Source organism: Chryseobacterium daecheongense, assembly GCF_003729955.1.
Taxonomy (GTDB): Bacteria; Bacteroidota; Bacteroidia; order Flavobacteriales; family Weeksellaceae; genus Chryseobacterium; species Chryseobacterium daecheongense.
The window spans coordinates 710,791-726,288 of sequence record NZ_RJTX01000001.1 but is presented as its reverse complement, the minus strand read 5'-3'; the positions used below and the strand labels follow the sequence as shown (position 1 = coordinate 726,288).

The window sequence follows — 15,498 nt, the reverse complement described above, 5'->3', positions numbered from 1 at the left end:
TTTTAACATACAACTATAGTGATCAACTTATTGGTCACTTTTTTTATTTGTATTACTTTTGTGCGATGCGTTTTATAAAAATCATAGCTGTTATTATTCTTTTTCTGGTAGGTGCTTATGCGCTTTCCATGTATTATTTTGTGGATGAAAGCAAAAATTTTCAGATTGAAAAGGAAATAGATTATCCGGTAGATAAAGTGTTTTCACAATTTAATAATCTACAGAATTTCACGAGATGGAATAATTTTTTTAAAAGTTCCCAGTCTATTGATATTGATTATTATACTCCTTATGAAGGGCAGGGAAGCGCCATCAGTTATACAGACCCTAAAAATGATACGGATGGAGAAATGTTCATTCGGTATGAAAACCCCAATAAGACATTAAGATATCAGCTTTTTGAAGATAAGAATGAAAATCCTACCCTTGTAGATGTGAAATTTAAAGCGCTTTCAGCGAATAAAACTAAAATCACCTGGTATGTCCATACGCCGAAGCTTTCGGTGTTCAGAAGAGTACAGAACTTCTGGACGGAGGATCGTTTCGTTGAAAATATTGATAAAAGCATGGCAACCTTAAGGAATGTGCTTGGAAATAAAGTAGAAAAAGACAATCAGCTGGCTGCCATAAAATACGATAGTCTGATGGTGGAAAATGAGGAAGAAAAACTATTGTTGGGGATCAATGTAAGTGCTTCCAACAAAAAAGATGCGTTGTACAGAAATATTGTGATGAACTACAACAAAGTGTACAACTATGTGACAATGGATTTAGGCAAAAAAGATGATGAATTCGGGTACCCTATGCTGATGACGGATGCAGATAATTATAAAGATAAAGAAATTTCCTATTTCATTGGTATTCCTTTGTCCAAGAAGATGGGAGTTACAGATAATAACTTTAGTTTCAGAACGGTAAATCCCAGCCAGAATTACGTCATGTATTACAAAGGAACTTATGCCGGGAGAGTCAAAGCGATTCAGCAGCTGATCCAAAAAGCTAAAAAAGATGAAATGCGTTTTGGTGATGTTCAACAAACCTTTATTGAGCGTCCTATGGAAGATCAGGATGTTAACATAAAGCTCTCTTTAACGGTGTTTAAGTAAATTCCTGATATTTATCGCGTTTATGTTTTTTTTAACGGTTTGAAGCTATCCCAAGTCGGTTTTTTTTATTAAATTTGAAGATTAATTCTACAAACAAATTTTAATAATAGATACACTGTAATAATGGACAGATTTTCATTCCTAAACGCAGCTCATTCTCAGTTAATTGAGGACTTATACCAACAGTATTTAAAATTCCCGGACTCTTTAGAACCATCATGGAAAGCTTTCTTTCAAGGCTTTGATTTTGCTTTAGAGAACTATAGCGATGACGATAGCATTCAATATACTCAGGCTTCGGCTAATGCTGCTCCTGTAGCACAACAAATTTCTCAGGCAGTTTCCAACGGAGAAGTTCCTGAACAGATCAAAAAAGAATTCAAGGTTGTAAACCTTATCGAAGCATACAGAACAAGAGGTCACTTGTTTACCAAAACTAACCCGGTTAGAGAAAGAAGACATTATACCCCTACTTTAGACATCGAAAATTTCGGATTGTCTAAAGAAGACCTGAATACAAAATTCAGTTGTGCGGTAGAAACAGGAATGAAAGAGCCTGCAACATTGAAAGATCTTATCACTCACTTAGAAAACATTTACTGTGATTCTATCGGGGTGGAATATATGCACATTAACAATGTTGAGGAGAAAGATTATATCAAAAAATGGTTACAGGTAAACGAAAACCATCCCAATCTTTCAGCCAATGAAAAAACTGAGATCTTATTAAAATTAAATCAGGCTGTTGCTTTTGAAAACTATCTTCACACCAAATTCGTAGGACAAAAAAGATTCTCGTTGGAAGGAGGAGAAACGTTGATTCCTGCATTGGACCAATTGATCTCAAGATCTTCTCAATTAGGAGTAGATGAGGTTGTGTTAGGGATGGCTCACAGAGGAAGATTGAACGTATTATCCAATATCTTCGGAAAGTCTTACAAACAAATCTTCTCAGAATTTGAAGGAAAAGAATTTGAAGAAGATGTATTCTCAGGAGACGTTAAATATCACTTAGGATCATCTAAAAAGATCAAAACAGCTTCAGGAGAAGAAGTTTCTATCAACCTTACTCCAAACCCGTCTCACCTTGAAACCGTAGCAGCTCTTGTAGAAGGAATCTGCCGTGCAAAAGTAGATGATAAATACAAAGATTACTCTAAAGTATTGCCAATCATTATCCACGGTGATGGTGCGATTGCTGGTCAGGGAATCGCTTACGAAGTGGCTCAGATGATGACACTGGAAGGATACAGAACAGGAGGAACGGTTCATATTGTTGTTAACAACCAGGTATCGTTCACCACCAACTATATTGACGCAAGATCATCAACCTATTGTACAGATATTGCAAAAGTTACAGAATCTCCTGTAATGCATGTGAATGCAGATGATGCTGAAGCAGTAGTTCATGCAATGCACTTTGCTGCCGATTTCAGAGCTAAATTCGGTAAAGATGTATACATCGACTTATTAGGGTATAGAAAATATGGTCATAACGAAGGGGATGAGCCAAGATTCACACAGCCTAATTTATATAAAACTATTTCAAAACATCCTAACCCAAGAGAAATTTATAAAGATAAATTATTGAAGGACAGCGTTACTTCCAATGACGTGATCGCTAAAATGGAAGCAGATTTCAAAGGACTTTTAGATAAAGACTTTGATGCATCCAAAGAGATCGAGAAGAACGTAATGGACGTGTTTATGGCTGAAGACTGGACGAACTACCCAATTGCTAAAAGAGGAGCTGTTCAGGAAACAGTTGATACAAAATATGACTTAGCTAAGCTGAAAGAACTGGCGATTAAAATGTCTACACTTCCGGCTGATAAAAAGTTCATCAATAAAATTACAAGACTATTCGAAAACCGTATCAAAGCTATTGAAGGAAATTCTTTAGACTGGGCTTTAGGAGAATGGTTAGCATATGCTACATTACTTACTGAAGGACATAACGTAAGAATTTCCGGAGAAGATGTGGAAAGAGGGACTTTCTCTCACAGACATGCAGTGGTGAAAACAGAAGATACAGAAGAAGAATATATCCCGTTAAGACATGTTTCTGAAAACAGATTCGATGTGTACAACTCACACCTTTCAGAATATGGGGTGTTAGGATTCGATTACGGATATGCAATGGCTTCTCCGAATACATTAACTATCTGGGAAGCTCAGTTCGGGGATTTTGTGAATGGAGCGCAGATTATTGTTGACCAGTATTTGGCTGCTGCTGAGGAAAAATGGAAAATCCAGGACGGATTGGTGATGTTATTGCCTCACGGTTCAGAAGGACAGGGTGCTGAACACTCTTCTGCAAGATTGGAGAGATTCCTGACACTTTGTGCCAACGAAAACATGGTGGTAGCGAATATTACATCTCCTGCTAACTATTTCCACTTATTAAGAAGACAATTGAAGTGGGCATTCAGAAAGCCATTAATAGTAATGAGCCCGAAATCTCTGTTGAGACACCCGAAAGTAGTTTCTCCACTGGAAGATTTTGCCAATGGTTCATTCCAGCCAGTATTAGACGATCCGACTGCTGATCCTAAAAAAGTGGAAAAATTGGTTCTTTGTTCAGGTAAGTTATATTTCGAATTACTAGCGAAGAAAGAAGAATTGAATGCTGATAATATTGCGTTAGTAAGATTTGAGCAGTTGTATCCGCTTCAGGCAGATGCTATTGAAGCGATCTTCAATAAATACGAAAATAGAAAAGAATTGGTTTGGGCTCAGGAAGAACCGGAAAATATGGGGGCTTGGTCTTATATCCTGAGAAACTTCAGAGATACGGGAATCCAGGTAATTGCTCCTGTACCTAGCGGTGCACCAGCTCCAGGTAGCCACAAAATGTTTGAGAAAAACCAAAATGCGGTGATCAACAGAGTATTCGACAGAAACGATGCTCCTGTAAAAAGACCGGTAACAGCTTAATAAAAATAATAATCAATTAAAAAATAAAAAAAATACTCAATATGTCAGTTTTAGAAATGAAAGTTCCTTCACCGGGCGAATCAATTACAGAAGTTGAAATTGCAACTTGGCTTGTAAAAGATGGTGATTATGTAGAAAAAGATCAACCTATCGCTGAGGTAGACTCAGACAAAGCAACGCTGGAATTGCCTGCTGAACAAAGTGGTGTTATTACTTTAAAAGCTGAAGAAGGTGATGTGGTACAAGTAGGTCAGGTAGTTTGTTTAATTGATATGGATGCTGCTAAGCCGGAAGGCGCTGCTGCTCCAGCTGCTGAAGCTCCGAAACAAGAGGAGGCTCCAAAAGCGGCTGAACCAGTTAAGCAAGAAGCTCCAAAACCTGCGGCTCAACCGGCTGCTGCTCAGACTTATGCAACCGGAGCTCCATCTCCTGCTGCAAAGAAAATCCTTGACGAAAAAGGAATTGATGCAGGACAGGTTTCAGGAAGCGGAAGAGACGGCAGAATCACTAAAACTGATGCTGAGTTAGCTGCTGTTCCTGCAATGGGAGGTAGCTCATTAACGGCTACTGGTTCAAGGTCTACAACTACAACTAAACTTTCTGTTCTTAGAAGAAAATTAGCTGCAAGATTAGTTTCTGTGAAGAATGAAACAGCGATGTTAACTACTTTCAATGAAGTAGACATGTCTGAAATCTTCAGAATCAGAAAACAATATAAAGATGAATTTGCTCAAAAGCACGGGATTGGTCTTGGTTTCATGTCTTTCTTCACGAAAGCTGTTACCAGAGCATTACAAATGTACCCTGATGTAAATGCATCTATCGACGGTGATTTCAAAATCAACTACGATTTCTGCGATATCTCCATTGCGGTTTCAGGTCCTAAAGGATTAATGGTTCCGGTATTGAGAAATGCTGAAGGAATGTCTTTCAGAGGAGTGGAAGCAAATATTAAAAATCTTGCTGACAGAGTAAGAGACGGTAAAATTACGGTTGACGAAATGACTGGTGGTACATTTACAATTACCAATGGTGGTGTATTCGGATCTATGTTATCTACACCAATCATCAACCCTCCTCAATCTGCAATCTTAGGAATGCACAATATCATTCAAAGACCAGTTGCTGTTGATGGACAAGTGGTAATTCGTCCAATGATGTATGTAGCGATGTCTTATGACCACAGAATTATCGATGGTAGAGAATCTGTAGGATTCCTGGTAGCGGTAAAAGAAGGTATTGATAACCCTGTTGAAGTATTAATGGGAGGTGACGAAAGAAAAGCTCTTGAATTATAATTAATGAAATTATAATGATAAATTATAAATCTCGCCTCAAAAAAGGCGAGATTTTTGTATGTATTTGATAAATACTAAAATGATGTTTTCAAAAATAACTTCAAATATCAAAGTTTCAGTAATTCCTGAATATGATAGCAAGAATAGTTACCCTTCTGAAAATCGATACGTTTTCAAATACAATATCACTATAGAAAACGAAGGTGATTTCCCTATAAAAATATTGAAAAGAAAGTGGCTGATTTTTGATGTTGGTTTCGGATACACAGAAATTATCGGTGATGGTGTGATCGGTTTAACTCCTGAAATACCGGCCAATGATAATTTTGCCTATTTTTCCAACGTCATGCTACGTTCGGGAGTGGGGAATATGAGTGGTAAATATTTGGTGAAAAACATGAAGACCCAGGAGAATTTTGAGATCGATATTCCAAAATTCAACCTGCTGTCAGAAGTTTTAAGCAATTAAAGTCAAGATTAATGGCATGAAGTAACTTTACATTCTGGTAAGATTACATAGTCATTGGCATAAGTGAGAATTACAGCTTTTTAATCTTAAGCTTCATATGATCATGTATTTCCTCATTGCTTAGAAGTAAGAGCTTTTCAAAAGCCAGTAAGGAAATTTTAGCACATGCTTCGGCGTCATCTCCGGCTCTGTGATGCTTGAATTCTATCTGATGATATTCAGCCAGATGCTTTAAACCGTAGCGCGGAAGATAATTCCATGATTTCTTGGCAAGCTGAATGCTGCAAAGGTAATTGAGCTTCGGGGTGAACATTCCGTAATGATTAAGGCATCCTCTCAGAACTCCAGCATCAAAACTCGCATTGTGGGCAATCATTAACGTTCCGTACATCATTTCTTCCACTTCATACCAGATTTCATCAAAAGTAGGAGAGTCTCTTACATCATCCGGAGTGATCCCATGGATATCTACATTATAAGGGTTAAAATACGGAAAGCTTGGCGGCTTGATCAGCCATGTTTTGGTTTCTATGATCTTTGAATCCTGTACAATGCATATACCCAATTCACAAGCAGAACTTCTCTCATGAGTGGCGGTTTCAAAATCTATTGCACAGAAATCCATTATTAAAGGTTATTAAAGATTAAATGTACAAATTTACCCTTAATTTCCAATATTTTTTTATAGGATACAAACTAAAAACAGGTCAATTCCCAAATTTTTTAACTCGGATATTTTTTTCTTTTACTTTAATAATAAAAGGCTGGGCTTGTGTTATCTTTCCTGCCTGAATGTCCACATCTGTATACGCTTGTTCACAAAAGGTATTTAAAGGCAGTGAATTGGCATTAATGCTGATTCTGTAGCTTCCGGAAGGCAAAAAAGAAATAAATTCACCATTATCATCTGTAAACAAATGTTGTATAAGCTTATCCTGCTGATAAATATTAAAAACAATTCCTTCAATTTTAGGCTCAAAATCTAAAGCTGTTTTTGCATTGAATTCATAGGTCACTTTTCCATGTACAGTTCCGTTTTGATGAAGAGGAATTTCCAAATAATGCTGATGACTGCTTACTTCAAACTCCATATCATCATAATACCATCCCTGCTGGATAACTTGTTTTAAAGTATATTTTCCGTAAGGAATTCTTGTGTAGATGATATTTCCTTCATGATCGGTTTTAAAAGAGATGTTATTGATCATTACCAAATAATCCTCGGCTGCCTGATCGCCTTCATCATATACATTGTTATTGTTCCTGTCATAATAAGCAAATGCTTTTATATTTGATTTTTTTCCCGGATCCAGTGTTTTGGGCTGAAGGTTGAAAGTGAAACCGGCTTCAATGGTAAAAAGATTGTTTTTTAAATTATTTAAAGAATAATGATACCATGAAGAGTTCAGGAAAATGCCATATCGTTCCTTTGTGTATTTAAGGTTGACAAATCCTGAAGGTGATCTTCCATATAAAGCGTCGTCCGTATAAGCTAAACCGGAGGTGAGATTGATCTTTTCTTTAAAAAAGCCTTTATTAAAGAAAGCTGACACAGATAATTTCTTGTATGGTGAGTTCTCATTAAGCATTTTGGAAAAAGCGTATTCCGAAAGAAAATAACTGCCATACTGATAAATATAGCTTAGATTGAACCACTTATAATTATAATTACCGCTTATCTTCATTTGATATTCCGGACTGCTAAAATCCGGGTAACGAACAAATCCTGCTTCGATACTCAGCATGGAAGAGTGCTTTCTGTCAGGGCTTATCCAGGCCGTATATTCTGTTAATCGCTGAGCTTTTAGCTGTTTTGATTCCTGGGTTCCGGCAATATTAAAAAAAGTATTATAAGTATTGGAACGCTCTTCCTGATACTGATAGCCCATCCCGAAACTCAAATTACCTTTTTTAGGAAAGTTCAGTCCGAAATCCAGTCGGGTACTGTTGGATTTTAAATCGGTATTATAAAAATAGAATTTAGGTGAAAAATTAGACACCGTTATATTGGCATACAGATAATAATCTCTAAAAATATTCCTTGAGAAATTCTGTTGGATCTGAAGTATCCCTCTTCGGTTTCCCGGATAATAATCTGTGCTGTAAAAATAATTTCCGTTAAGGTTAGTCTTATCAATAAGGCCTGAATATTGAGATTCTATAGCCAATGAAGGCTTTACTTTATTGATGCTCTCATAAAAGCTGAGTCCGCCGTATAGTTTAGTATTTAATTTCCAGTTTTCATTAAAAGTGTGCGTCAAATCTGTTCCGAATACATGATGCTTTGCCTTGTCATAAGGATCATCCCTGAAAATATAGGTTCCGGCCATATTTTTAGAAGCGTTTTGAGCACCTATTATTCCTCTTGCATAAAAGCCATAACCGTTTTTCAAAAATGAATTTCTTTCAATAAGGCTAAAACTTTGGTCAACAAATCCCACCTCCAGCTTTTTATCTCTATCAGATGATGTAAATGCATATTCTGCACCTCTTCCGAATAAAGATAATTCCAGTAGCTTACTGATATTTCCTACAGTAAATTCATTGTTTTCCCGGCGATAGGAAACATAGGTGTTATTAACGATAGGATCCCTTTGATTATTGACAGTATAAATATTTCCCCTTATAAAAACATATCCGGCAGGAAGATTGAATCCGCCAGAACCAGTAATCTGATACATGTCAATATCTCTGCCTATACTTCTATAGCTGGCTGTAATACTGTTTTTTGTGTAGTTTGAAAAAGGGTTGATCTGCAAATCCTGATAGTGCTGCACTGACGAAACGTTCTGTACCGAAACCGAAGCATTTCCGAATATTTCTTTGTCAGGATCTCTGAAACCTACAATATTGACGGCAAACTGAGAACTCTTAATGATCTTGTTTGATGGCATAAAACGAAAAACAAATACCGAATCCCTGTGCACTCCGATACTTCCTTTTTTCTCTACAAAGAAGTTTTCCTGGGTGGCTTCAGGAATTTTAAAAACTACAGTAACATTTTGTTTTTTATTGCCCATATTAGATACCCTTGCCCGTACTTCAATGGAATCATTGGAGTTATTGATGTGAATCAGTGAATTTTCCGGGGCTATTCTCAACATATTATTCTCTGCCACATTGTGTACCAATACTTTTTGCGCAACAGAACGGTTTTGAAGGTCTGTAAGGCTGATTTTAAGATTGGCCTCTCCATAAGGAGCATCATTATTGATCAGTATTTTTACGGGTAAAAAGATATTTTCACCGGCTTTCAGATCCACTTCAATTCTATTGTTCAAAATACTTCTGAAACCTGTAGGAACATCAATGGTAATATTTCCTTTGAAAGAAGTGTTGGGATTTTCATTTTTTACTACTACAATAAGATCTACAATATTGCTTTTATCTGCTTTGGATTCATTGCGGACCTCCATGCTGATCCCGGAATGATCCTGCGCCGAAATCAGAATAGCTGATAACGGAATCAAAAAAACAAGAATTATTTTTTTGAGCAGATCTTGTAGCATTATAGATTTATTGGGGAGTTATCTCGTATTGAATAGTAGTAGAATAGTCTTCGGATTTTGCATCAATAAGCCTTTCATCATTAGATCCCGTAAAATATTTGATGTCATAGTACACACTCGATCCCTGAGTGGAGCTTCCGGTAGCAATAAGCTGCGGCGAAGCACTTAATGAGACCGGATACACATTTCCATTATTTTGCGAAGTGGGGCTTAAAGTCAGCTTGACGGCATTCAGAGGAATCGTATTCCCGGCGGCAGAGGTAAATTGACCCTGCAGAGATTTCATTTTAATCTGATAATTTGTATTGCTGCTTACAATCAATGCATTGGAATACGTTACACTTACCCCGTTGACATAATCTCCCATACTTTTAAATTCCAATGCTCCATTTACGGCATTAGCACTCAATTTCAAAGACATTTCCGGTGGCGGTGTTCCTGAAAGCGTACCGATCTGAAACTGAAAATAATGGTCAGCTTTACCAATAATATTGTTATACTGATCATATGCGGTAAACTGTAGGGGAGCAGTAAAGACTGTCCATGCAGGATAATTGCCCAAATAGGCTCCTCCTGCAACACTCATGCTGTATTTCAGCTGAAAATTATAATAGCCGAGTAGGCTTGCGGGATGGTTGTACAATGCTGCATTGGATTGTGGTACTAAGAAAACTTCTGAACCTTCCTGTAAAAAAACATTCAATGGCATTCCGATCTGTGGAATGGAAGGGATAGGATTAGGATAAGCCTGACCTGATGTTGAAACCGGCTGGAATGAAATTTTATTGGCCGGAATAACATAATTTCCGAAAATGGAGGTAATAGGCTGTTTTAATTTTACAGACAGCCTCCAATAGGGAACATTAATATTTCCGTTACCCGCAAAAGTAAGCGTATATGCATCAGGATTAGTGTTTCCGTTATAAGAATTGATCTGTAAATAGCTGTTGATCCATGAGCTGTAATACACCTGTGAGAAACAATTAACGGAAAGAAGCAGTAAAATAAAGACAAATTTCTTACTCATAGGTGAAATTTAATTCTCCCATTTCCAAGTTGTTATCTCCGTAATCAAGCATGATCGAAGCTGTGTATTTTCCTTTTTCAAGTGTGGTAGGAAGAGAAATATTCATTTCTCTTTTATTTCCCGGCATTGTATAAAAAACAACAGATTCTAGCGTTGTCTTTTTCCCGTTCTGTGTATTAACAAGGTCTGTGTATACTTTCCCGTCTGTCCATACATCTCCCTGATTTTCAAAAAACAGATCAAGCGTATTTTTAGGCTGATTATAAACCAGGTTTTCAATCTCAAGCTTTTTGTTTTTAGCGGAAGGCAATTTATGGAAAAGCTTTATCCCGGAACGGATACTTACTTTTATATGGGCTCCTTTGCTGTCTACATCATCTACAGGATTCATCTGACTTACATATAAAACAGCAGTAGATACCGGTGATTTATCTGTTAGCTTATTCGGAACAGTAATGGTAATATCAATATCCCTTCTTTCACCAGGGGCTAATGTAAAATAATTATCCTCCTTTTTTATAGTAACCCAGCTTGTGCATGATGTTGGGAGGGTATTGGCGGGATACATTACATTTTCCCCTTTCTGGTCATACTCCCAATCTCCCAGGCTTACGGCGAAATCCAGAGAGTTCTTTGTGCTTACGTTAGTAACGGTAACTTTCTGGGTATTACTATTTCCTGGATCAGACTCAAAATACACTCTTGGCGGAGAAACGGAAACTCCGGTCTGCGCGTATCCGGTTGAAAAATAGGCACAGATTATATATAGAAAAGACAAAAACAGTTTTTTCATAACAGAATTGATCGTAAAAAACAAAAGATAAGTGTTGTAATATAATCACAACACTTTTCAGTTTTTCTATATTAGAGTTATATTATTGAGAAACAATAGTATAGGTTAATTCAGTAGTATATACTGTCGGATCCTGTCCAGCAATATAATTGTCAAGATAAGCATTTGCTCCTGCACCTTTATATTCAATGCTGATTTTTTTGTCTACACCTCCGTGAGTGGAAGTTACTAAAGTTGTTTCGTTAGCAGATAGCTGTACATTTTGTGCATACTGAGCTCCGTTTACAGCATCAGAACCAGCAGTTGCTTTGATTTGTATTGTATTAGCCTGAATGTTTTTACTTCCGTTTTGTAAAGCTGCATTAGCACTTTTTACTTTTACCTGGAATCCACCTGTACTGTAGATGCTTAAATGGTCAGCGTTTACTGAAGTTACTCCATTAGTATAATCATCTTTTGTTACATAGTCTAGATTAACCACTTTTTGTGCGTTATTTACAACAAGCGTCTGGATTGGTTTTAATCTTACGTTTAATGTTACGTTTTGTTGCGCTTTAAGTGTTACGAATCCTACTAGAGCAAAAGAAGCCAAAATACATTTTTTCATAGTTAAATAATGTTTTTTTTTGTTAAGTATATTTGAATTTTTATGGTGCAAAAGTAGAGATAAAGAATAGATACTCTTTTGTGAAAAAATACTTATAATTTGTAATTTTTGTCAAATATTAAGGCCGTAAAAAATAGGTTCATTTTGTGAATTATTGACAAAATGTGGTATATGAAAATGATAAGTTTAATGATAAAATATAAAAAATACTATAATATTATCCATAAAAAGAAATTGATAATAAGTTGTGAATGAACAATATTCAATATTGTTATTCTTAGCATAGTTATTTTTTACAAATTGAACAGAAAATTTATTTCGAAATAATAGTGAATACTAAAAGATTATTCTCAGTTGTAGTATTTTCTGTTTCTTTTATGATATTTTCTATAGGTTTATCTATATTATATTTTTTATGCATGACGCCTTTTGAATGACTGATAAGATTATATTCATTAGGGACATGATGTTTTTTGGTATCTTCTTTTTTATTGCTGTAGCTTTCACGCTTTACCTTTACCTGAAATGCAGATGCGCTGGATACCGTAATATATTCAGGAGACAGAATTTCTTTATTATCAGGATTGGATTCTGTATCACTAATAGTAAGAGTTTGGATAGGGTGCAAGCGGATATTTAATTGCAAACGATCATTTGCCTGTGCGGAAATAGCAGCAAAAGCAAACATGAAAGTGATGATTAAAAACCTGGTAAGCATATTTCCCTAAGATTTTTCACCAAACGGTTACTTAGGTAAATATACAATTTATTTCATTTCGGAGGGATATTTTCCAGCATGTTTTTTTATAAAATTGCTGAAATTTCCTTCGTCGCTGAATCCCAGCTCATAAGAGATTTCAGAAATGGTATGATTGGAAAAATTGATGGCTTTTTCAAACTCGGTGATAAGCTTTTCAATAATAAGCTGCTTAGCAGTTTTACCGAAAATATACTCCGTCATTTCCGTCAGTTTCCTGGAAGTTATATTAAGTTCATTCGCATAATAAGATACTTTCTTTGCCTTTTTATAATCCCTTTGCAAAATGACTTTAAACTTATTGACGTAATATAGGTATTCGAAATTATAATCTTTTTTGATTTCTTCAGGAGGAATATGCAGAAAAGCATCCAGCATTAATCTTTCAATAGCATTGTGAGCAGCAGCTACATACAGACTTTGATCTTTTTCCTGAAAGCTTTTCATTCTTTCCATAAAAACCACCTTCATTTCTTCTTTGTTGTGAAAAGGGGCAACAAATATATCAGAAGAATAATTGAAGAAAAGCTGAGAATTAAGGAAAAGGCTGTCTTTGGTTGATCTTTCATAAAAACAGGAGGAAAAAGCGATAAGGTAAATTTCCGGACCTTTACTCTCTCCAAATGTGATGTTTTTCTGAGGACCGATGAAAACAATATTACCTGCTTTTATGCTGTGAAAAATGTTTTCAACGAGTAAATCCAGGTCCTGCAATACAATAAATATACAGAAATAATCTAACGTATTAAAATGCCTGTGATTGTTGTTTCTCTTTATGATATAATCTAATGGGTTGATACTGAATCCCATATCTTTTAACTGATCTGTTATTGTATACATTTACTATTAGATTATTTTTAATAAAAATTAATTATTATTATGGTGTAAATATAAAATTTTTATTATTTATTTTGAATTATTTGTGAATATTTTATTGTTAAATATTCATATTTCAATGTTTTATCATAAATAGAGCAGTTATACCACAAGGTGAAAAATGAGAAATAACAGACACACCGGTAGGTTTTTAAACCCAAAGTTTAAAAATTAGATTCATCATCCTATATGGATATTCTGGACTAAAGAAAATGTTTGAAAATCAGCCACTTTGACTGATAGAATTGATGTTTTTGGGATGACTGGCGAAGCTTCCAGGTTTGGACAGCCTGCCCATAAAAGCTGAAATGTGCTCTTACCACAGCCCAGAGATGAGGAAATCCGTTTTTAACCCCAAAATAAATCCCGGCAACACCATCTAAGCAAAGCCTGAAAAATATCAGCCAGATCAATTGAGGAAAAGGCAGGTTTTTCAACATCATGGAAAGATTATTCCTGATATTTAAATAAGTCTTTTGAGCATTCTGTTTATTCAGTGTACCGCCGCCTACATGATACACTTTAGATTTTCCCGTATAATATATTTTCTTCCCGGTATTGATCAATCTCCAGCAGAGGTCAATTTCTTCCTGATGAGCAAAAAATCTCGCATCAAAACCATTCTGTTCCCAGAAATCTTTAGAACGGATAAATAAACAACAGCCTGAAGCCCAGAAAATTTCCGTCTCATCATCATATTGTCCTTTATCTTCCTCCAGATCATCAAAAATACGTCCTCTGCAATAAGGGTATCCTAAATTATCAATCAAGCCGCCTCCGGCTCCTGCAAATTCAAAGAAATTTTTATTTTGATAAGATAAAATTTTCGGCTGTATTGCTGCAATTTCAGAGTTTCTTTCAAATAAACCTAATACAGGACTGGTCCAGTTTTCTGTAACTTCAACATCGGAATTCAATAAACAGTAATACTCAGCATTGATCTTCTTTAAACCTTCATTATAACCGCCTGCAAAGCCGTAATTTTGATTGTTGATAACAATTCCTACATCCGGAAAGTTAGCCTGTAAATAAGGCACTGAATCGTCTGTGGAAAGGTTATCAATGACATATACTTTGGCTTTTTCTGAAAAACGGATCACACTGGGCAAAAATTTTTCCAGCCAGGTTTTACCATTCCAGTTTAATATGACGATTGCTAATCTTTCAGACATGATTTATACTTTTTCAGAATCGAAGTTTTTAATGGAGTCTTTATATTTCCATTTTCTATGTGACCAGAGATAATTGTCAGGACGTTTGTGTAAGGTGTTTTCCAGTAATTTATGGAATTTCTTCACAACTTCATGCTCTACAAATTTTTCTCCATCCGGATAAATCCTATGATAATTTACCTGATAGAATCCCCGTTTTACCTTCTTCATTTCACAATAGATGAAAATAAGATCCATCCTTGTGGCCAATCTGTCGTATCCCGTAAAAACAGGTGTTCTTTGATTAAGAAATTCCAGGCCATAAGTAATATGAGCGAAATGGGGAGTTTGATCCGCCACAAACATATAAGCAGAACTTCCATCGTTTTTTGATCTGAAAATATTCAGGATAACTTCATTGGCTTCTAATGCTTCATTTCCGAACTTATTGCGGACTTTTTTCATTTGATTCTCCCAAAATTCACTGTTTACTTTTCTGTAAACCGGGTGACAGTGGTCTTGAGGAATGATTTTGGCCAAAGCATTGATCCATTCCCAGTTAAAGACATGTCCTGCCAAAAGAATAATGTTTTTCCCTTCCTTCTTGGCTTCATGAAATAAATCCTGGTTAATGTGCTGCATCCTTACCCTGGATTCGGTTTCGGAAATGCTGAATGACTTTACTGTTTCCACCAGGTAATCAGAGAAATTGCGATAAAATTTTTTCCGTATTTCTTTGATTTCCTCGTCGGATTTATTAGGGAAAGAGTTCTTTATATTCTGTGTGATCACTTTTTTTCTGTATCCTACAATATAATGATTCAGAAAAAATATAATATCCGAGAAAATATATAATATTTTGAGCGGCAGCTTGGATATGAGATATAGTATTTTTATTAAGAAATTCATAAAACGTACAAATTTAGTGATTATATGATTATGGTTTCATTTTTGCTGATGTTAAGTAT

At 35.8% G+C, this 15,498-nt stretch carries 13 protein-coding genes; 4 read left to right on the top strand and 9 right to left on the bottom strand.

Going from position 1 to position 15,498, the window contains the following annotated elements:
- Positions 1-65 precede the first annotated feature (65 nt).
- From EGI05_RS03365 to apaG, 4 genes are all read left to right on the top strand, one after another.
- Complete coding sequence (locus EGI05_RS03365) at positions 66-1,106, top strand: SRPBCC domain-containing protein (RefSeq protein ID WP_123261647.1); 1,041 nt, start codon at positions 66-68, stop codon at positions 1,104-1,106.
- Positions 1,107-1,229: 123 nt separating this feature from the next.
- Positions 1,230-4,043: a 2-oxoglutarate dehydrogenase E1 component gene (locus tag EGI05_RS03360; protein WP_123261646.1), complete on the top strand. Its 2,814-nt coding sequence runs from the start codon at positions 1,230-1,232 to the stop codon at positions 4,041-4,043.
- Between the two features lie 41 nt (positions 4,044-4,084).
- The gene (gene odhB / locus EGI05_RS03355; protein ID WP_123261645.1) at positions 4,085-5,341 is read left to right on the top strand and encodes a 2-oxoglutarate dehydrogenase complex dihydrolipoyllysine-residue succinyltransferase; all 1,257 of its coding nucleotides are present in this window, start codon (positions 4,085-4,087) and stop codon (positions 5,339-5,341) included.
- A gap of 58 nt (positions 5,342-5,399) precedes the next feature.
- Positions 5,400-5,810 carry a Co2+/Mg2+ efflux protein ApaG gene (gene apaG / locus EGI05_RS03350; RefSeq protein ID WP_228428538.1) on the top strand — a complete coding sequence of 137 codons (411 nt, stop codon included), beginning with the start codon at positions 5,400-5,402 and terminating at the stop codon, positions 5,808-5,810.
- A 70-nt stretch (positions 5,811-5,880) separates the two neighbouring features.
- Here the strand turns inward: apaG and EGI05_RS03345 are convergent, their stop codons facing one another.
- The 9 genes from EGI05_RS03345 to EGI05_RS03305 all read right to left on the bottom strand — a co-directional run bounded on the left by EGI05_RS03345 (position 5,881) and on the right by EGI05_RS03305 (position 15,439).
- The gene (locus EGI05_RS03345) at positions 5,881-6,435 is read right to left on the bottom strand and encodes a 3'-5' exonuclease (RefSeq protein WP_123261643.1); all 555 of its coding nucleotides are present in this window, start codon (positions 6,433-6,435) and stop codon (positions 5,881-5,883) included.
- 82 nt (positions 6,436-6,517) lie between these two features.
- Positions 6,518-9,319: a carboxypeptidase-like regulatory domain-containing protein gene (locus tag EGI05_RS03340; protein ID WP_123261642.1), complete on the bottom strand. Its 2,802-nt coding sequence runs from the start codon at positions 9,317-9,319 to the stop codon at positions 6,518-6,520.
- A gap of 7 nt (positions 9,320-9,326) precedes the next feature.
- A complete protein-coding gene (locus tag EGI05_RS03335) occupies positions 9,327-10,346 on the bottom strand; it encodes a hypothetical protein (RefSeq protein WP_123261641.1) in 1,020 nt (339 codons plus the stop codon).
- Entirely contained in the window at positions 10,339-11,139 is an 801-nt protein-coding gene (locus EGI05_RS03330) for a fimbrial biogenesis chaperone (RefSeq protein ID WP_123261640.1), read from the bottom strand. The genes EGI05_RS03335 and EGI05_RS03330 overlap by 8 nt, the downstream gene beginning before the upstream one ends.
- Positions 11,140-11,221: 82 nt before the next feature.
- On the bottom strand, positions 11,222-11,746 hold the full coding sequence (locus EGI05_RS03325) for a hypothetical protein (RefSeq protein ID WP_123261639.1): 525 nt from the start codon (positions 11,744-11,746) through the stop codon (positions 11,222-11,224).
- Positions 11,747-12,059: 313 nt separating this feature from the next.
- Positions 12,060-12,464 (bottom strand): hypothetical protein, encoded by a 405-nt coding sequence (locus EGI05_RS03320; RefSeq protein WP_123261638.1) that lies wholly within the window; start codon positions 12,462-12,464, stop codon positions 12,060-12,062.
- A gap of 48 nt (positions 12,465-12,512) precedes the next feature.
- Entirely contained in the window at positions 12,513-13,343 is an 831-nt protein-coding gene (locus EGI05_RS03315) for a helix-turn-helix domain-containing protein (RefSeq protein WP_123261637.1), read from the bottom strand.
- 239 nt (positions 13,344-13,582) lie between these two features.
- Positions 13,583-14,551 (bottom strand): glycosyltransferase family 2 protein, encoded by a 969-nt coding sequence (locus EGI05_RS03310; protein WP_123261636.1) that lies wholly within the window; start codon positions 14,549-14,551, stop codon positions 13,583-13,585.
- A gap of 3 nt (positions 14,552-14,554) precedes the next feature.
- Positions 14,555-15,439, bottom strand: coding sequence for a lysophospholipid acyltransferase family protein (locus EGI05_RS03305; protein ID WP_123261635.1), 885 nt, complete (start codon positions 15,437-15,439; stop codon positions 14,555-14,557).
- Positions 15,440-15,498 lie beyond the last annotated feature (59 nt).

Coding starts and splice junctions, on each gene's coding strand:
- EGI05_RS03365 (WP_123261647.1), top strand. CDS start 66: ATGCGTTTTATAAAAATCATAGCTGTTATTATTCTTTTTCTGGTAGGT.
- EGI05_RS03360 (WP_123261646.1), top strand. CDS start 1,230: ATGGACAGATTTTCATTCCTAAACGCAGCTCATTCTCAGTTAATTGAG.
- odhB (WP_123261645.1), top strand. CDS start 4,085: ATGTCAGTTTTAGAAATGAAAGTTCCTTCACCGGGCGAATCAATTACA.
- apaG (WP_228428538.1), top strand. CDS start 5,400: ATGTATTTGATAAATACTAAAATGATGTTTTCAAAAATAACTTCAAAT.
- EGI05_RS03345 (WP_123261643.1), bottom strand. CDS start 6,435: ATGGATTTCTGTGCAATAGATTTTGAAACCGCCACTCATGAGAGAAGT.
- EGI05_RS03340 (WP_123261642.1), bottom strand. CDS start 9,319: ATGCTACAAGATCTGCTCAAAAAAATAATTCTTGTTTTTTTGATTCCG.
- EGI05_RS03335 (WP_123261641.1), bottom strand. CDS start 10,346: ATGAGTAAGAAATTTGTCTTTATTTTACTGCTTCTTTCCGTTAATTGT.
- EGI05_RS03330 (WP_123261640.1), bottom strand. CDS start 11,139: ATGAAAAAACTGTTTTTGTCTTTTCTATATATAATCTGTGCCTATTTT.
- EGI05_RS03325 (WP_123261639.1), bottom strand. CDS start 11,746: ATGAAAAAATGTATTTTGGCTTCTTTTGCTCTAGTAGGATTCGTAACA.
- EGI05_RS03320 (WP_123261638.1), bottom strand. CDS start 12,464: ATGCTTACCAGGTTTTTAATCATCACTTTCATGTTTGCTTTTGCTGCT.
- EGI05_RS03315 (WP_123261637.1), bottom strand. CDS start 13,343: ATGTATACAATAACAGATCAGTTAAAAGATATGGGATTCAGTATCAAC.
- EGI05_RS03310 (WP_123261636.1), bottom strand. CDS start 14,551: ATGTCTGAAAGATTAGCAATCGTCATATTAAACTGGAATGGTAAAACC.
- EGI05_RS03305 (WP_123261635.1), bottom strand. CDS start 15,439: ATGAATTTCTTAATAAAAATACTATATCTCATATCCAAGCTGCCGCTC.